The organism is Bradyrhizobium sp. SZCCHNRI20481, from assembly GCF_032485055.1.
In the GTDB taxonomy this organism is placed as follows: domain Bacteria; phylum Pseudomonadota; class Alphaproteobacteria; order Rhizobiales; family Xanthobacteraceae; genus Bradyrhizobium.
This window is the reverse complement of record NZ_JAUEUE010000004.1, coordinates 30,501-48,331: the sequence shown is the minus strand read 5'-3', so window position 1 is coordinate 48,331 and position 17,831 is coordinate 30,501. Positions and strand designations below refer to the sequence as shown.

The window sequence follows — 17,831 nt, the reverse complement described above, 5'->3', positions numbered from 1 at the left end:
GTTGGAGACGCGCCGCTTTGCAGCGCGTCTTAATCCATGAGGTCCGCAGCGTTCGCTTCAGTTGCCTCCACCCGCGGTCGCGTCGGCAGCCTGTCCCGCCGGCCGCAGCGAGAACCGGTCGCCATCCCGAATCAGCTCGACCCTTCGATCATGGAGATCGTGCAGGGTCGAGCGGTGCCCGATCGAGACGACTGTGGTCTGCGGCAGCCGCTCGGCGATGATCCGATACAGCCGGGCTTCGCTCGGCTCGTCCAGCGACGCCGTGGCCTCGTCGAGGAAGAGATATTGCGGCTGATGCAGCAGGGCGCGGGCGATGCCGAGTCGCTGCTGCTCGCCCAGCGACAGCATCCGGTTCCAGTGTGCGTCCTCGTCGAGCCGGTCGGCGAGCTGCGGCAGGCCCACAGCGACGAGCGCCTCCTTGACCAAGTCGATGCTGAACGCGTCGGCCGCTGCCGGATAGACGATCGCGGCCTTGAGCGGGCCGATCGGGAAGTAGGGCCGCTGCGGCAGCATCATCAGCTTGGCATGCGCGGGCACGCTGATCGCACCGCTGCCGAACGGCCAGACCCCGGCGATGGCGCGGAACAGCGTCGACTTGCCGGCGCCCGACGGCCCGGTCAGCAGCGTGCGTTCGCTGCTCTTGAGGCTGAAACCGTCGGCCGCGATCAGCGGCAGCCCGTTCGGCAGCTTCAGCAGCAGCTGGGCGAGGTCGATGCTGTCGTCCGCGTGGTTGACGACATCGATCGTCCGCGGCTCGCCCGAGAGCTTGGCGGCGCTCTCGATCGACATGTCGAAGCCGTCGAGGCGGGCGACGGTCGAGCGCCAGTCAGCCAGTGTACGATAGGCCGACACGAAGAACGACAGCGCGCCCTGCACCTGCGAGAATGCCGACAGTGTCTGCATCACGCCGCCTAGCTGAACCTTCTTGGCGAAATAGGCCGGCGCGACCAGCACGTAGGGAAAGATCGTGGCCGCCTGCGAATAGCCGGCGGTGAAGGCCGTCAGCCGTTTGGTCCGGCTCATGATCTGATACCAGTTCTGGACCACGCGACCGAACCGGCTCGCCAACTGGCCCTGCTCGACGGCTTCGCCGCGCAACAGCGCGATCTGCTCCGAGCTCTCGCGTACCCGCACCAAGTTGAAGCGGAAATCGGCTTCATAGCGCTGCTGCTCGAAATTCAGATTGACAAGCGGCCAGCCGATCCAATGCGTTAGTGCCGTGCCGAAGATCGAGTACAACAGGGCTCCCCAGACCAGATAGCCGGGTATCCGATACTCCGTACCGAACAGCGTCAACGGAGCCTCTTCCGACAGGCCCCAGAGAACCACGACGAACGAGGCCAGCGTCACGATCGAGCTCAGCAGGCCGATCGTGATCGTGAGCGTTTGCTCGATGAACTGCTTCACATCTTCGGCGACGCGCTGGTCAGGGTTGTCTGCCGCGTCTCCCTTGAGCTGCATGCGATAGTGGTTGGCCTCGCCGAGCCAGCGCTTGAGGTAGGCCTCGGTCATCCACCGCCGCCAGCGGATCTGCAGCCACTGATTGAGATAGAGCTGGTACACGGCCAGAATGATGAAGACGGTGGCCAGCACGACGAACACGCCGAGCTCCCAGATGAAGCTGTTCCAATCATACTGCTGCAGCGCGTTGAAGAACCTGTTCTGCCACTGGTTCACCAGCACCTGGATCGCAACGAGCGACAGTTCGATCGCAATGACGGCGGCGAGCAACACGCGGCCGGCGACCTTGTCCTCGGAGCGGAAGTAGGGAATGGCGATCCGCCAGACGGTGGCGACGGTCGAGCGCAGATTGTTCACAGAGGGGCTGCTCCTGAGAAAAGGTCTTAACGGGCTGACGAAAAACGAGAAAATCGCAGTGATTGCCGCCTGTATAGACTAAAGTCGTAATGTGGCGGGTGACCGCCGGCTTGTCGGTCGCGTGTGACAAACCGTAGCATGGGGTAGGGGAGAGGGACTGCGACCGCCGCCAGATTTCGCGAGAATTTGAGCAGAGTTGGGCGTTGCCGGTTTTGTGATCTCCTTTTCCGACCTTTGCCAGGCTTGGGGGCCTGGGCGAGCAGACCTGATCCGTCCCGCCGGACCGGGTCCAACAACAAGAACGTGGGGGGAGAAGTCACGATGTGGAATCAAATCTACGACCCGATGGGGAGCCCGGCGCTGTCGACGCTGGCCGCCGCCGTCCCAGTGGTGACGCTGCTGGTGCTGATCGCCAGCGGCAAGGTGAAGGCACACATCGCGGCGATCATCGCCGTGATCCTGACCAACCTGATCACGATCTTCGTGTTCACGATGCCGGCCAACATGTCGCTGCGCGCGACGTTTCTGGGCGTCATCACCGGCTTCTTTCCGATCGGCTGGATCGTCCTGAACGTCATCTTCCTCTACCAGGTGACAGTCTCGACCGGCCGCTTCGAGTTGCTCAAGCGCGCCATCGGCGGCGTCACGGAAGACCGGCGGCTGCAGCTGCTGCTGGTCGCCTTCTCCTTTGGCGCGTTCTTCGAGGGCGCGTCGGGCTTCGGCACACCGGTGGCGATCACCGGTGCCGTGCTGATCGGCCTCGGCTTCTCGCCGCTCGCGGCGTCCGGCCTGTCGCTGATCGCCAACACCGCCCCGGTCGCCTATGGCGCCTTGGGCACGCCGATCCAGGGCCTCGCCTCGGTCACCGGTCTCGATCCCTACATCCTGGGCGCAATGGTCGGCCGGCAGCTGCCGGTGTTCTCGCTGATCGTGCCGTTCTGGGTGATCTGGGCGTTCGCGGGCTGGAAGGGCATGAAGGACGTCTGGCCGGCGATCCTGGTCACCGCCGTCTCGTTCGCGGTCCCGCAGTTCCTGATCTCCAACTACATCAATCCGTGGATCGTCGACATCGGCGCCTCGCTGATCTCGATGGGCGCGCTGATCCTGTTCCTGAAGGTCTGGCAGCCGAGGCAGCTGTGGCTGTCGCCGGCGTTGCGCGGGCGTGACGAATCGGCCGCCACGATGACGGCGGCGAAGCCGCTGGACCGCACGCCGCTGACGCAAGCCGAGCTCTGGGGCGCGCTGCTGCCCTGGATCATCGTCTGCGTGATCATGCTGATCTGGGGCAACGGCGCCTTCAAGGCCTGGGCGAACTCGATCTTCACCTGGAACTATCCGGTGCCCGAGCTCGACAAGCTGATCAACAAGATGCCGCCGGTGGCCGCGAAGCCGACACCGGAAGGCGCGGTGTTCTCGTTCACCTACCTGACCTTCACCGGCACCGGCATGCTGATCGCCGCGATCATCTCCGGCTTCCTGATGGGTGTCGGACCGGGCAAGCTGATCGCGGAATATGGCCGCACCATCCGTCTGTGCGCGATCTCGCTGATCACGATCTCGGCGATGCTGGCGATCGGCACGCTGACCCGGCTGTCCGGCGTCGACGCAACGCTCGGCCTCGCCTTCGCCGCGACCGGCGTGCTCTATCCGTTCTTCGGCACCTTGCTCGGCTGGTTGGGCGTGGCGCTGACGGGATCGGATACGGCCTCGAACGTGCTGTTCGGAAACCTGCAGAAGATCACCTCCGAGCAGCTCGGCCTGTCGCCTGTCCTGATGGCGGCTGCCAACTCATCCGGTGGTGTCATGGGCAAGATGATCGATGCGCAGTCGATCGTGGTCGCTTCGACCGCCACCAACTGGTACGGCCACGAGAGCTCGATCCTGCGCTACGTCTTCCTGCATTCGATCGTGCTGGCCTGTCTGGTCGGCCTGTTCGTCACCTTGCAGGCCTACGTCTATCCGTTCACGGCGATGGTGCTGAAGTAGCAACACCGGCAGCGACAAAAGCCCCGCGCCGCAGCTGCGGCGCGGGGTTTGCTATGTTTGGAACACATTTGTGCGGGAGCCGTGGCGGCGGGGATCACGGTCGTCGCCTGGAAGGCGCAGCCCTGCGTGTGATTGGTCTGAAGAGGAACGATGCAAGTGTTGAAGCGTGGCTGCGCCGTGGCGATGATGGCGTTGTCGATGTCGGGCCTGCCGCTTGCCGGCGCGTCGGCGGAGGAGTTTCCCTTCGGAATGGAGATGACGCTCGATGCGTTACCAATGCCCGGCTCGAAGCGCGTGCCGGATCTCGACATCGGCGACAACGGCGAGACCGTGCTGGAGCTCTGGTGCAAGGGCGGCAAGGGGCAGTTCTCGGTCGCCGGCAACACCATCGTGTTCATCGCCAGCAAGATCGACGACCGCAACTGCCCGGCGGCACGCGCGCAAGCCGATGACGAGCTGATCGCGGCGCTGAGCGCGACGACGAACTGGAAGCGTCAGGGCGACCTGATCATCTTCATCGGACCGAAGACGCTGCGCTTCCGGCTCAACACCAATTGAGCCGAGACGGGCGTATCGAAAGTCCTAGTCTTGGTCACATCGATATATCGGCATGTGGACCTCGCTGTCATGGTCCGGCACCTGGTCCCGCTTCATGCACGTTCGCGATTCCGGAGCACGCAGCTTTGAGGTCAGCCCCGCTGCCACCCTCCCCTGGAGGGGGAGGGGCGCCTCTCATGAGCGCAGCGAATGGGAGGCGGGGTGGGGTGATCTCTCCACGTGCACCGGTGCCCGCGGCGTCACCCCACCCCGCTCGCCCGCTTCGCGTGCGATCGACCCTCCCCCTCCAGGGGAGGGTGGCATCTGAGATCGCGGCGCCTGCCGTCGCCTTACTTCCAGACGGAGTTGTCCGCATCCCAGCGCTTGGCCTTGAAGGCCTTCGCCAGCTCGTCGATGGCACCGCCGTCGTCGCGGGTATCGCTTTCCTCGTCGCCTGACGATTCGTCCGACAGGATCAGCTTGGCGGCCGAGGTCTCGTCGACGGTGGTCGTCGTCGGGCTGCTGATCCACAGCATCAGCGCGTCCGCGCCGCCCGGCTTGTCCGCCGAGACGAGGCCGGTGACCTCGATGACGTCGGTCAGCTCGAGCGCCGGCATCAGCTGGCTCGGCCGCTTCAACGTCAGCTTCAGCTTGCCGCTGACCGGATTCCACGCCGCACTCGTCGGCCTGGCATTGTAGGTCTTGGCCAGCACGTCGGAGATGGCGCCCGCCAGCTTGTCCTTGTTGATCTTGTCACCGTCGCGCCAGTCGGCCGCCGCAAAGCGGATGGTGCGGTCCATCTCGACCGTGCCGGCGGTCCAGCCGGCGGTGACGACGCCGTTCATGGTCCGCGCCTTCGCGATCAGTGCGCCGGCTCGTTCGGGGTCGACGGTCATGCTGATGGTCTGCTCGCCCGCGCGCAGTGCGTCGCAGCTCACGATGAGGCTCGACAGCGAAACTTCGACGTTCTCGCCCTTCAGGCTCTTGAGGAAGTCGGTCACCGCGTCGAGCTTGAGCCGGACCGAGACCGCCTCGGGCGAGACGTCGGTGAAGTCCTTCGGCTGGGCGCTGATGCCGTCGTCGCTCGACTGGCTCTCCTGGAACTCTTTCTCGCTGACGTCGGAATTGTCGGTCGACGCCACCTCGGTGACGGTCTTGCCGATCGCGATCTGTCCGCGGAACTCGAACGTGTCGCCGGTCGGCTTGCGATTCAGCTTCACCGTGACCGGCTCCTTGGCGCCGTTGCTCTGGGTCGCACCGGTCAAGGTCTGGCCATTGACGGTGAGGCTGACCACGAAGCGGTCCTTGCGATCCGAATTCTTTGCGACGGGATAGCAGACGTCGAGCGTGGCGGCGGTGACGGTCTTGCCCTGGCGCGTCTCCTTCAGGATCACGTCGGCATTGCCGTCCATCAGGCCGTCGATCGCGGTGAAATACCGAGTCTCGTTGGCGGGGGCCTTGGTCCCGCTCTTGCTCTGGGCCCAACCGAGTTCCGGCGCGGCCGCTGCAATCACGGCCAGCGCAAGCAAAATCGCGCGCATCTGAAAATCCTTGTGGGGGCAGAATCGGCCTTAAGCTGTAGCGCCGATTTGCGATCGCTGCACCCCCGGGCGCGGACACTCGGCCAAAAAGAAGGCCGCCCGGAGGCGGCCTTCCTGAACGTCTCGGTGATGCAAGGGGGGCTCAGAAGCCCATGCCGCCCATTCCACCCATGCCGCCGCCGGCCGGCATCGCGGGAGCTGCGTCCTTCGGCAGCTCGGCGACCATCGCCTCGGTGGTGACCAGGAGGCCGGCGACCGACGAGGCGTCCTGCAGCGCGGTGCGGACCACCTTGGCCGGGTCGATGATGCCCTTGGCGACCATGTCGACATAATCTTCGGTCTGGGCGTCGAAGCCGAAGGTCTCGGACTTCTCGTCCAGGATCTTGCCGACCACGATCGAGCCTTCGACGCCGGCGTTCTCGGAGATTTGGCGAATCGGAGCCTCGAGCGCCTTCAGCACGATGTTGATGCCGGCCTGGACGTCCGAATTGGCGTTGGTGATGCGGCCGACCGCCTTCTTGGCGCGCAGCAGCGCCACGCCGCCGCCGGGGACGATGCCTTCCTGCACCGCAGCGCGGGTCGCGTTGAGGGCGTCCTCGACGCGGTCCTTCTTCTCCTTGACCTCGATCTCGGTCGCGCCGCCGACGCGGATCACCGCGACGCCGCCGGCGAGCTTGGCCAGACGCTCCTGCAGCTTCTCACGGTCGTAGTCCGAGGTGGTCTCCTCGATCTGCGCCTTGATCTGGCCGACGCGCGACTCGATGTCGGCCTTCTTGCCGGCGCCGTTGACGATCGTGGTGTTCTCCTTGTCGATCACGACCTTCTTGGCGCGGCCGAGCATCTTCACCGTGACGTTCTCGAGCTTCATGCCGAGATCTTCCGAGATCAACTGACCACCGGTCAGGATCGCGATGTCCTCGAGCATGGCCTTGCGGCGATCACCGAAGCCCGGCGCCTTGACGGCGGCAACCTTGAGGCCGCCGCGCAGGCGGTTGACGACCAGCGTCGCCAGCGCCTCGCCCTCGACGTCCTCGGCGATGATCAGCAGCGGACGGCCCGACTGTACCACGGCTTCGAGCACCGGCAGCATGGCCTGCAGGCCGGACAGCTTCTTCTCGTGCAAGAGCACGTAGACGTCGTCGAGCTCGGCGGTCATCTTCTCGGCGTTGGTGACGAAGTAGGGCGAGAGATAGCCGCGGTCGAACTTCATGCCTTCGACGATGTCGACCTCGGTATCGAGCGACTTGTTCTCCTCGACCGTGATGACGCCCTCGTTGCCGACCTTCTGCATCGCCTGGGCGATCATCTTGCCGATCGCGGCGTCGCCATTGGCGGAGATGGTGCCGACCTGGGCGACCTCGGAGGACGAGGCGACCGGCTTGGCACGCTTCTCGATGTCCTTGATCACGGCGGCCACCGCGATGTCGATGCCGCGCTTGAGGTCCATCGGGTTCATTCCGGCGGCAACCGCCTTGGCGCCCTCGCGCACGATGGCCTGGGCCAGCACGGTCGCGGTGGTGGTGCCGTCACCGGCGGTGTCGTTGGTCTTGGAGGCGACCTCGCGCAGCATCTGCGCGCCCATGTTCTCGAACTTGTCCTCCAGCTCGATCTCCTTGGCGACGGTGACGCCGTCCTTGGTGATGCGCGGAGCGCCGAAGCTCTTCTCGATGACGACGTTGCGGCCCTTCGGGCCGAGCGTCACCTTGACGGCGTTGGCGAGAATGTCGACGCCGCGCAGCATGCGGTCGCGTGCGTCGCCAGCGAATTTGACGTCCTTGGCTGCCATTTCAAAATTCTCCTGGAGTAGACCTCGACGGCGAGGGGCGTGATCGCCCGTCTGTCGCCGGAACGAGGTTGCAGAGCATTTTCGCCCGGGGCGGCTGATCGCCGCCCCCGGCAGGTCGGGATCAGGCGACGACGCCCATGATGTCGGACTCCTTCATGATCAGGAGCTCCTCGCCGTCCAGCTTGACCTCGGTTCCGGACCACTTGCCGAACAGCACGCGGTCGCCGACCTTGACGTCGATCGGGATCAGCTTGCCGCTCTCATCACGGCCGCCCGGGCCGACGGCGACGACTTCGCCCTGCGAGGGCTTTTCCTTGGCGCTGTCGGGAATGATGATGCCGCCCTTGGTCTTCTCTTCGGCGTCGATGCGCTTAACCACGACGCGGTCGTGCAGGGGACGAAACTTCGATTTGGCCATGACGGATCCCTTTTGGGGTGCTTGGATAAGTTGTTGCTGTCGGAGGAAATCTGAATGCGGCCACATTTGACGCCCACTTGGCGCCAACTGGCTCGCAGCCTTAGCAATCGCGCCCTCCGAGTGCTAAAGACCGCTCGGGGAAATATGGCTTGCGGCTGTTCCTGTCAAGCAACGGCCGGCAGTTAAGCCGTTCTTGAGGCTGTTAGGGGATGTTGTCCCGGGCCAGACATGTTAGTGGAGCGGCGTCGTCATCCGACGTCATTGCTCTGACGAGCGTTTTGGGTTTGGTTGCCGGACGGGGCAGCCACGATCTTGTTCCTAAGGGGATGCCATGACGAGTTCACGGTGCGCGCGGCCGGTTGCCAATCTCGCGATCGCGTCGGCGCTCACGATGCTTCTGGGAGCGTGCACGGGCTTCAGCCTGTCGCCGTCGCCCCCCATGCAGACCGAGGCGCCGGTCGAGCCCGAGGTTCCGGCGACGATCCGCCCCGAGGATCTCGTCGGCAAATGGGGTCTCGCAGCTTACAACAACCCCAACGACCGTCCGCGCACCGAGAAGATGGCGTTGGCGCAGTGCAAACAGCCCTATGTCATCGGGGCGGGCACGTCCGGCGGTGTCGTGATGCATCTGGCCGACCAGGCGACCCCCCAGGAGCTGCGCCTGAAGGGCTCGGCCAGCGGCAAGAACTATATCGGCCCGGCCGGACCGCCCGGCGGCGAGCAGGACCGCGAGGTCGTCTCCTTTGACGGCCGTGTGCTGATCACCCGCTTCGTCGACAAGGATGCGGCGACCCGTTACCAGACGATGGTCTACGTCCGCTGCGGACCGCGCGCCTGAGATCCGGGCGAAGCCCTCGCGACAAGCCCCCGGCCACACCCAAAAGCCAAACGAAAAACGCGGGCGAAAGCGCCGGCGTTTTGCTTGGTGCTGCTCGGTGCCATCCCTGGCCGGCGTGGCCGCCGGTCAGGCAGGATGACGTCAGTTGAACATTGCGTCGATGTCGTCCTGCGAGGCGTGGCCGACGTCGCCTTCCGCCTTCGGGCCGTTCAGCAGTCTGGCGTCGCCCTCGCGGTGGTCGACGATCGGCGGCGTATGCGCCTTGATGGCGTCGACGCCACCCCAGATGTCCATCATCACCACGATGTGGTGCTCGATGAACTTCATCGTGGTCATGACCTTGTTGATGCGCTGGCCGGTCAGGTCCTGGAAGTTGCAGGCCTCGAAGATCGAGACCACCCGCTCCTGGATCTCTTCGCTCAGGATCTTCTGCTGGTCGGCCGAGTCCACCTTGGACAGCGCGCTGGCGGCCTGGTCGATCGCCTCCGCGGCTTCGAGGATCTGCTGCGTCGCCTGCTCGGTGCCGCCGACGACCGCGCCGAGCTCGCCGTTGACCTTGGCCATCTCCTCGCCGTTGAAGCTCTTGGCATGGAGGGTCGCGATCTCGCCCTTGGTGCGGTTGATCGCGTCGTGGATCAGGTCGAGCTCGACCTTGAGCTTTTCGCACTGCTCGATCTGGGCACGATAGGTCTCGAGCAGCGCGCGCGCTTCGGCGACCTCGCGTGCGGCGGACTCTTCGATGGCGGCGTTCGCCGTGTTGCTGCCGCCGCTGCGGATCGCATTGGCCATCTGGGAGCGGATCGCGCGGAGCTCGTCCATGATTTCCTTGTGGTTGGGGCCGATCTCGCCACCCACGAATTCAGGCTCCGGCATATGGCCGACGATTGCTTCTTCGATACGGAAACGCTTGCGAACAGCCATGATAGTATCCCTGACCTTTTGCTCGGATCAGTTCTACGCAAAGGCTATTTAACATCGCGTTCACGCCAGGAACCGCCGTTGAGCAACGCTGGCGTGCATCGTGCGTCAACGATTAACCATGCTCCGCCGGCCTTCACGCAAAATAAACGCTAGCGATCAAAACCGCCGACGTATGCAGCGATGGTGAATCCCGGCGCCTCCCGCGTTTACCAAAGCGATCGGGTTTTGCTCTTTATTGACGATACGCGGCGGCGCATTTGCCTCGCGCGATGAACAGTCTTCAGACGAAACAGTACAGAGTACGTCGATGTTCAAATCAGTATCCGCAGCGCTGCTGGCCGGCGCATGCGTTTTCCATGCAGGTCTGGGCCGCGCCGCGGCCCAGGGATTTCAGCAGCCGACCGTGATCTATAGCGGCCCGCCGCAGCAGTCCGCGCCGGTGCGCACCGCCTATGTCGAACGCTCGCGCATGGGCGGCGGCTTCATCGAATTCCTGTTCGGGGATCCGCAAGGCGGCCGCGGCGCGCCTCCGCCGGGACAGCCGATGTACCAGCAGCAGCCGTCCTACTACGAGCCGCAGCGGCTGGCGCCGGGCATGGTCCCGCAGCAGGGAGTGCCGGATGAGGAGGCCTATGAGCAGACGCAGCGGCCACTCGATCCGAAATACGAGAAACAGATCGTTGACTATGACGGCAAAGAACGGCCGGGCACGATCGTCATCGATACGCCGAACAAGTTCCTCTATCTGGTCCAGGGCGAGGGCAGGGCGCTCCGCTATGGCATCGGCGTCGGCCGCCCCGGCTTCACCTGGTCGGGCGTGAAGACGATCTCGGCCAAGCGCGAATGGCCGGACTGGACGCCGCCGCCGGAAATGCTCGCGCGTCGGCCCGACCTGCCGCGGCACATGGAGGGCGGGCCGCAGAACCCGCTCGGCGCACGCGCGATGTATCTCGGCTCGTCGCTGTATCGGATCCACGGTTCGAACGAGCCATGGACGATCGGCACCAACGTCTCGTCAGGATGTATCCGGATGCGCAACGAGGATGTGATCGATCTCTATGGCCGGGTGAACGTCGGTGCCCGGGTCATCGTGATCTGACGACCGCCGCTGCACGACATCAGCAACAGAAAAAGGCCGCCCGCAGGGGGCGGCCTTCGCATTCTTCAGTTCGTTGCGACCCGGGAACTTCACGCGTAGTCGCTGCCACCGTCGTCGTCGCCATAGCCGTCATCGGCATCGAAGTCGGCCGCGTCGCTGTCATTGCCGCTGTCGTCATGGCTCGCCTGGTCGAACAGGCCGGCCCGGCCGCCGTCGCCGCCCGGGCGGCCGATGTCGTCGAGACCGGCGTCGCGCGCCAGCGAGCCGCCGGACTGGTCGCCGCTCCACGGGCTGGCACCGCCGCCCCGCTCCTCGATGATCGTGGTGTCACCGAACGCCTGATGCGACCCGCCGCCCATCATCGAGCGGATGCCGCCGAGCAGCAGCGAGCCGCCGACCATGCCGGCCGCTGCGGCCGCTGCCGTGCCGAGGAACGAGCCGCCTCCACCGCCGAACATGCCGCCGCGCGGCTGGCCGAAGCCGCCCTGGTCATAGGAGCTGGGCTGACCGGGATAGCCGGGCTGGCCCTGGTAGCCCGGGGGCATCGCCTGGCCGCTGTTCCAGACCGGGCGGCTCTGCGACGGCGGCGGCACGTTGGGGACCGAGCCGCGACTGCCCGAGCCGAAGATGCTGTCGCGCATCGAATCGAGGAAGCCGCCGGACTGGCCCTGCGGGGCCTGGGCGTGCTGCAGCTCCTCGATGCGGGCGTTGGCGCGCTTCAGGGCCTCGTCCTGCACCAGCACCGTCTGCACCAGCGCATAGACGGCATTGGGAGCCCGCTGCAGCGCCTGGGCGATGGCGGCGGCAGCCTCCGGATCACGCGGTGCACTCTCCAACGTGGCAAGCCGGTCGAACAGATCGTCGATGAGTTGGCGTTCTTGCGGTGTCATGTCGTTCTCCTGCCGCTTGCCTTGTTCCGGCCAAGCGCGGCCAAGATTTAGGGGGACTTTGTGGCCCGGCCAGCCGGGGCGCGGATTAAATTTCCGTATGCGACAAAGCGTCTTTGCATTTGCGAGGCGTTTCGGAAGCCGAAGGCGGACGGCATGCCTGCCTCCCTCCCACTTCGAACGCCGCCGCGCCGGGTTTTGTTCGCCGGGGCACGCGAAACATCCATCAGTCGAGCGTCACCTTGCGGCGCTCCAACAGGCCCGGAAAATGCTCGCCGGCAAGATAGGCGTGCTCATGCTCGCGCTGCACCGTCAGCGGATCGAGCTCGATGAGGACGTCATCGACGAAACCGGGGTGGCACATCACCAGCCCATGCTCGGGCAATTCGTCGAGGAAGCCATCCATCAAAGCTCCGAAGTCGGAGGCCTTGGTGAAGTCGTAGGCGCCCGCGAAGCCGGGGTTGAAGGCGATCTCGGCCCGCCTGGCCTGACGGCGGAATTGCGCGCTGAGCACGTCCAGCAGCAGCGCCTTCGGCGCCGTCAGCCGCTGCATCAGGGGCAGATTGCGGCCGCCCTGGCGCACCCAGGCCGTGGGCGCAGTTTCCTTGACGGCGGCGAGAAAGCCCTCGCGCACCTGCGGATAGAGCTGGGCATGCTGGTGGCCGTCGACGAAATCGGGGGCGCGACCGAACAAATCGCCGAACGCTGCAAGCTGAACCAGGACCTCGGCACGGATCATCTCGGGATCGAGCCGGCGGGTCAGTCCGGCGCGCAGCAGCTTCGGGAAGGGCAGGAACATGCCGCCTTCCGAGGGACGGAAATGCATCGTCAGGGGCCGGAATGGCGCGGTCAGCGTGACGTGCAGGCCGATGGCGCAACGCGGGCTGTCGGACGCGACCTTGGTCAGCTCCGTCACCTCGTCGCGCCCGATCGCGGCGCCCACGGTCATCACCGAGGTTGCGTTCAGCCGACCGCGCGCGATCAAGTCTCGGATGGCGCTGTTAACCCCGGGGCTGATGCCATAGTCATCGGCGCACAGCCAGATGCGCCGGTGCGGCGTCGCGCTCATTCGGCGGCGTTCCTCTCGGCGCCGTCGCTGCGCGCATCGAGCGCTGCACGCTTCTCGCTGTGCTCGGCGACGAAGTAGATCGGACGCGCCTTCAGCTCGGACAGGATCTTGCCGATATACTCGCCCATGATGCCGATCATGATCAGTTGCACGCCGCCGATCGTCATCAGGCCGACCATCAGCGAGGGATAGCCGGGCACCGACTTGCCGGTAGCTAAAGTCTCCCACAGGATCGAGAGGCCGAACAGAAAGGCCGCCGAGGCGAGCAGGATTCCGAGCAGGCTGGCGAACCGCAGCGGGGCGACTGAGAACGAGGTCAGGCCTTCGATCGACAGGCCGAGCAGGCTGGTCAGGTTGAAGGCCGTCACGCCATGGGCACGCGCGGCAGGCTCGTAGTCGACGCGGATCTGGCGGAAGCCGATCCAGCTCGCCAGGCCCTTGAAGAAGCGGTTGCGCTCCGGCAACTGCCGCAGCGCGGCCACCGCGCGCGGCGAGAGCAGGCGGAAGTCGCCGGCATCCTCCGGGATCTTCTGCCGCGCGCCCCAGTTGATGAGCGCGTAGAAGCCGTGCACGGCGACGCGGCGCAGGAACGGCTCGTTGTCGCGATGTGCCTTGGCGGTATAGACGACGTCATAGCCGTCCTTGATCCAGTGCGTGACGAGCTGCTCGACCAGGGCCGGCGGATGCTGGCCATCGCCGTCCATGAACAGCACGGCGCCGCGCCGGGCATGATCGAGGCCGGCCATCAGCGCGGCCTCCTTGCCGAAATTGCGCGACAGCGAGACGACCTGGATGTCGAGCGCATCGGCCTGCAAGGTGCGCGCAATCGCGAGCGTATTGTCGCGGCTGCCATCGTCGACATAGACGAGCTCACAGGCGAGACCGAAGCGCTGGCGCAGCGTACGGGCGAGATTATTCAGCCGCTCGTGCAGCGCCGTCAGTCCCGCGCCCTCGTTGTAGACGGGGATAACGATCGACAATCCCTGCGACGCGGCGTCGGCCGCAGTCGTGGTCAGATCCGACACGTCAGTTCCCAGCATTGCTCAGCGTCCTCGTTCTGCTACCAACATATGGTAGCTGCGCTCGCCTGTCGCTACGATGAACGGCGATTTATGATCGCAGGAAGGCCTCGAGGCGAGCAAACAGCGGATTTTCGCGGTCGAGCACATAGTCGAGCGAGGCGACCGAGACGGTCTCGGCGCCATGCGCGCGCAGAAAGCTGCCGAGCGCGTAGATCTGCGCCGGCGGGCAGTGCAGGGTGAGCATGCCGGACGAGGTCGGGCCGCCGAACGGCGCCACGACGCCGAAGCGGTTGTGCGCCTCGGTCAGCATTGCTGCGTCGCACCCTTTGAAGCGGGTGCGGACCTCGCGGTATTTGCTGGCGCGGGCGCGGGCATGGATGTGGTCGAGAATGATCCGGGCGCTCTCGCGCGGCCCCTCCGACCAGTCGGCGTCGCGGGAGGCGACCAGATTGGCCTGGCTGCGCAGGATCACGCCGTCGTCCAGCACCTTCAGCCCGTTGGCGGCGAGCGTCGAGCCGGTGCTGGTGATGTCGACGATCAGCTCGGCGGTGCCGACCGCCGGCGCGCCCTCGGTGGCGCCGGCGCTCTCGACGATGCGGTAATCGACGATGCCATGGGCGGCGAAGAAGCTGCGCGTCAGGTTGATGTACTTGGTGGCGACGCGCATGCGGCGATTATGCTGGGCGCGAAAGCCGGTGGTGACGTCGTCGAGATCGGCCATGGTGCGGACGTCGATCCAGGCCTGCGGCACGGCGACGACGACGTTGGCGCCGCCGAAGCCGAGCGTATCGATCAGCAGCACGCGCTTGTCGGCATCGGTGATGCTCTCGCGAACCAGGTCCTCGCCGGTGACGCCGAGATGCACGGTGCCGCGCGCCAGTTGCGAGGCGATCTCACTCGCAGAGAGATAGGCGATCTCGACATTGTCGAGACCTGCGATGGTGCCGCGATAGTCGCGCGCGCCGCCGGGCTTGGACAGGTTCAGCCCGGCGCGGCCGAAGAAGGCTTCGGCATTCTCCTGCAGACGTCCCTTGGAGGGAACGGCGAGGACGAGGGGGCCGCTCATGATGCTCTCCCGCGCGGGGACTTGCCGACGGCGCTGCTCTGGGCCAGGCGCTCGATCCAGATCGAGAAGCCGACGGCCGGAATCGACTCGGCGGCGCCAAGCTGGCTCAGCAGGCCGTCATAACGGCCGCCGGCGACCAGTGGCTCGTCGCCATTGCCCGGATGATGCAGCTCGAACTCGAAACCGGTGTAGTAGTCGAGGCCGCGGCCGAACGACGTGGCGAAGCGCACCTTGGTGATGTCGATGCCGCGCTGGGCCATGAAGCCGGCGCGGGCCTCGAACGTGTCGATCGCCGCTGAAATGTCGAGCTTGGCGTCAGCGGCGAGCGCGCGAAGCTGCTGGACAGCCTCAGTCGGGCTCCCGCTGATGGCGAGGAAGCGCTTGATACGGTCCAGCGCGTCACGCGGCAGCGCGCCGCTCTTGAGGGTGGACTGCTCGAGGAAGCGGTCGGCGATCTCCGCCACCGTGCGGCCGCCGACCGCCGTTGCGCCGGCAATCGACATCAGGTCGGTGACCAGGGCGAGCGCCGCCTTGCGGTCGGAGCCGGCCAAGGCGGCGAGCACCCCTTCATACTCGTTGCGCGGGGCCACCGAGGCGATCGCCAGCCGCTCGAGGTCCTGCGCCAGGGTGCGCTTGCGGTTGAAGTCCTTGATCAGCCGCCGTCGCCATACCGGATAGAGATCGAGCGCGTCGATCAAGGCCGTGAACAGCGCGACGTCGCCGGTGCGGATATCCACCGCGGCAAGGCCGGCGGTGGCGGTCGCCTCGATCGCCAGCGCCAGCATCTCGGCATCCGCGGCGGGCCGATCCTGACGGCCGAACGACTCGATGCCGGCCTGCAGGAACTCGCTCGGGCGGCCCTCGCGGTAACGAAATACTGGACCGAGATAGCTGAAGCCGGCCGGATGCCCGGCGCGGGCCGAGGCGAGGTAGTCACGGGCGACGGGAATGGTCAGGTCGGGGCGCAGGCAGAGCTCTTCGCCGGCGGCGTCGCCGGTCAGATAGAGGCTCTTGCGGATGTCCTCCCCGGAGAGATCGAGAAATGGCTCGGCCGGCTGCAGGATCGCCGGTTCGGCCCGCTCATAGCCGGCCTGGGCGAAGGATTGCAGCAGCATGTCCGCCCACGCGGCGGGTCCGGTTGGAGCGGGTCCGGTCATGTCGATCGAGTTCCAAAGTGGAGTGGGCGCCTCTGGAGGCCGCGGCTGCCCCTTAGCATGGCCGTTTGACGGTTTCGACTGCGAATGGCCGCGGCAAGCCACAATTGGCCGGATGCCTTAACCGCGGGGGCCGGTCCAGTCCCCGAGCGTCGCCTGGATCACGGCGAGGGCGGCAACGCCGGCCGTATCCGCGCGCAGGATGCGCGGGCCCAGCGCGAGTCTGATCACGTGCGGCTGGCGGAGCAGCAGCGCCCGCTCGTCGTCGGCAAAACCGCCCTCCGGTCCGATCAGCAGGTCGATGCCGGCCGGATCCTTGCCGCCACGCAGCGCCTGCAGCGGATCGGCCAGTTCGGCGGCCTCGTCGCAGAACACCAGCAGCCGCTCAGGTTGCCGCTGCGCGAGGAAGCGCTCCAGCGGCACCGGGTCCTTCACCTCGGCGAGGCTGAGGATGCCGCATTGCTCGGCGGCCTCGACCACGTTGGCGCGCATGCGCTCGCCATTCACGCGCGACACCTGGGTGTGACGGGTGATGACCGGCTGCAGGCGCGAGGCGCCCATCTCGACCGCCTTCTGCACCATGTAGTCCAGCCGCGCGTGCTTGAGCGGTGCGAAGACGTAGGCGATGTCCGGCAGGTGATCCTGGGGCCGGCTCTGCTGCTGGATCGTCAGGCCATCTGGCCGCTTGCGGCCCTCGATCACGGCCCGCCATTCGCCGTCGCGGCCGTTGAAGACCAGGACGTGATCGCCGGTGCCGAGACGCAGGACGTTGCCGAGATAGTTGCCCTGATTGCGGTCGAGCGCGACCGTGCCTCCCTCCTGCAAGGGGGCGTCGACGAACAGGCGCGGGGCGGTGAAGTCGTATGCGGGCATGGAGCGAAGCGGTGCCGATGATGGATGTTGCTTAACCAGACCACGCGCCGGCCGCAAAGCCGGCGGAGCCGTCACGGGGTGTTGTATCGGGTATTGGCGATGGCGCCTTTCGGCCGTGCTGTCGACAGATTTTACCGGTTCGATCCCGCCGGTCGTCCCTTGGGGACGGACATCCGACGATTCCGTGAGCCTTGAAGCGGAGAACGGCCTTGATCTTGAGACATTCGACTTGGGCGCTTGCCGCGGTCATCGTGGTGACGGTCGCCGGGCCGTCCCGGGCCGACGACAAGGCGATCGCTGCTCCGCCCCAGCAAGCGGCTCCCGCGGTGCCGGGTGGTGCCGCAGCGGCCGGCTTTCGCCCGCCCGAAACCTGCCTGAAGGAATTCACCCCGCTGCGGGACGAGACCGCCCGCCGGGCCAAGCTGCTCAAGGCGGCGACTGGGCGGCGTTTCGCGCCCGGCGAGGCTTGCCAGCTGGTGCATGACTACGAGCTCGCCCAGACCAAGATGATCGACTACGCGGTCGCCCATGCCTCACTCTGCGGCATCCCGCCCAAGATCACCGATCAGCTGAAGGCGAATCACGAAAACACCCTGGCCGTGATGCGCAAGGTCTGCACGGCGACGTGAACCGTCCCGCCGGCCGCCGAACTGGCGACTCCGGCCTGACCAGGTGGGCGAGGGCGCGGAGTGAACGGATTTTGGGCCCCGACGTTCGGGAAGGGCCTCGTTTTGGGCCTCCGCGCCGGTTGGAACCCGGCTGCGTCCCTCCGCCGCGGCTGTGATCAACTCCGCGGTTGTGCTGGACGGGCGAGAA

General features: G+C 66.1%; 16 protein-coding genes. 5 read left to right on the top strand and 11 right to left on the bottom strand.

Going from position 1 to position 17,831, the window contains the following annotated elements; genetic code table 11:
* Positions 1-57: 57 nt before the first annotated feature.
* Positions 58-1,818, bottom strand: coding sequence for an ABC transporter ATP-binding protein/permease (locus tag QX132_RS07025; RefSeq protein ID WP_316160542.1), 1,761 nt, complete (start codon positions 1,816-1,818; stop codon positions 58-60).
* A 321-nt stretch (positions 1,819-2,139) separates the two neighbouring features.
* On the opposite strand from QX132_RS07025, the gene QX132_RS07020 reads away from it, so the two are divergent.
* Both QX132_RS07020 and QX132_RS07015 read left to right on the top strand, forming a co-directional pair.
* Positions 2,140-3,804 (top strand): L-lactate permease, encoded by a 1,665-nt coding sequence (locus tag QX132_RS07020; RefSeq protein WP_315736551.1) that lies wholly within the window; start codon positions 2,140-2,142, stop codon positions 3,802-3,804.
* Positions 3,805-3,954: 150 nt separating this feature from the next.
* On the top strand, positions 3,955-4,362 hold the full coding sequence (locus QX132_RS07015; RefSeq protein WP_315777951.1) for an META domain-containing protein: 408 nt from the start codon (positions 3,955-3,957) through the stop codon (positions 4,360-4,362).
* 329 nt (positions 4,363-4,691) lie between these two features.
* On the opposite strand, the gene QX132_RS07010 is transcribed toward QX132_RS07015, so the two are convergent.
* From QX132_RS07010 to groES, 3 genes are all read right to left on the bottom strand, one after another.
* Positions 4,692-5,882, bottom strand: a complete 1,191-nt coding sequence (locus QX132_RS07010; RefSeq protein ID WP_315779067.1) for a hypothetical protein — start codon at positions 5,880-5,882, stop codon at positions 4,692-4,694.
* Positions 5,883-6,024: 142 nt separating this feature from the next.
* A complete protein-coding gene (gene groL, locus QX132_RS07005; protein ID WP_315736554.1) occupies positions 6,025-7,668 on the bottom strand; it encodes a chaperonin GroEL in 1,644 nt (547 codons plus the stop codon).
* A gap of 121 nt (positions 7,669-7,789) precedes the next feature.
* Entirely contained in the window at positions 7,790-8,086 is a 297-nt protein-coding gene (gene groES, locus QX132_RS07000) for a co-chaperone GroES (protein WP_008961387.1), read from the bottom strand.
* 331 nt (positions 8,087-8,417) lie between these two features.
* Here groES and QX132_RS06995 point away from each other — a divergent pair, with 331 nt between their 5' ends.
* A complete protein-coding gene (locus tag QX132_RS06995) occupies positions 8,418-8,924 on the top strand; it encodes a hypothetical protein (RefSeq protein WP_315736555.1) in 507 nt (168 codons plus the stop codon).
* A gap of 141 nt (positions 8,925-9,065) precedes the next feature.
* On the opposite strand, the gene QX132_RS06990 is transcribed toward QX132_RS06995, so the two are convergent.
* On the bottom strand, positions 9,066-9,845 hold the full coding sequence (locus tag QX132_RS06990; RefSeq protein WP_315716668.1) for a protein phosphatase CheZ: 780 nt from the start codon (positions 9,843-9,845) through the stop codon (positions 9,066-9,068).
* Positions 9,846-10,152: 307 nt separating this feature from the next.
* On the opposite strand from QX132_RS06990, the gene QX132_RS06985 reads away from it, so the two are divergent.
* Positions 10,153-10,944 (top strand): L,D-transpeptidase, encoded by a 792-nt coding sequence (locus QX132_RS06985; RefSeq protein ID WP_316160541.1) that lies wholly within the window; start codon positions 10,153-10,155, stop codon positions 10,942-10,944.
* Between the two features lie 89 nt (positions 10,945-11,033).
* On the opposite strand, the gene QX132_RS06980 is transcribed toward QX132_RS06985, so the two are convergent.
* The 6 genes from QX132_RS06980 to QX132_RS06955 all read right to left on the bottom strand — a co-directional run bounded on the left by QX132_RS06980 (position 11,034) and on the right by QX132_RS06955 (position 17,015).
* Positions 11,034-11,834, bottom strand: a complete 801-nt coding sequence (locus QX132_RS06980) for a DUF2076 domain-containing protein (RefSeq protein WP_315777955.1) — start codon at positions 11,832-11,834, stop codon at positions 11,034-11,036.
* A 223-nt stretch (positions 11,835-12,057) separates the two neighbouring features.
* A complete protein-coding gene (locus tag QX132_RS06975) occupies positions 12,058-12,900 on the bottom strand; it encodes a ChbG/HpnK family deacetylase (protein WP_315811150.1) in 843 nt (280 codons plus the stop codon).
* Positions 12,897-13,940, bottom strand: coding sequence for a glycosyltransferase family 2 protein (locus QX132_RS06970; RefSeq protein ID WP_315736560.1), 1,044 nt, complete (start codon positions 13,938-13,940; stop codon positions 12,897-12,899). Before QX132_RS06970 ends, QX132_RS06975 begins: the two co-directional genes overlap by 4 nt.
* Positions 13,941-14,010: 70 nt before the next feature.
* The gene (hisG, locus tag QX132_RS06965) at positions 14,011-14,988 is read right to left on the bottom strand and encodes an ATP phosphoribosyltransferase (RefSeq protein WP_315777956.1); all 978 of its coding nucleotides are present in this window, start codon (positions 14,986-14,988) and stop codon (positions 14,011-14,013) included.
* Complete coding sequence (locus QX132_RS06960) at positions 14,985-16,145, bottom strand: ATP phosphoribosyltransferase regulatory subunit (protein WP_315777957.1); 1,161 nt, start codon at positions 16,143-16,145, stop codon at positions 14,985-14,987. Before QX132_RS06960 ends, hisG begins: the two co-directional genes overlap by 4 nt.
* Positions 16,146-16,262: 117 nt before the next feature.
* Positions 16,263-17,015, bottom strand: coding sequence for a 16S rRNA (uracil(1498)-N(3))-methyltransferase (locus tag QX132_RS06955; protein WP_316160540.1), 753 nt, complete (start codon positions 17,013-17,015; stop codon positions 16,263-16,265).
* Between the two features lie 209 nt (positions 17,016-17,224).
* On the opposite strand from QX132_RS06955, the gene QX132_RS06950 reads away from it, so the two are divergent.
* The gene (locus tag QX132_RS06950) at positions 17,225-17,644 is read left to right on the top strand and encodes a hypothetical protein (RefSeq protein WP_315777959.1); all 420 of its coding nucleotides are present in this window, start codon (positions 17,225-17,227) and stop codon (positions 17,642-17,644) included.
* Positions 17,645-17,831 lie beyond the last annotated feature (187 nt).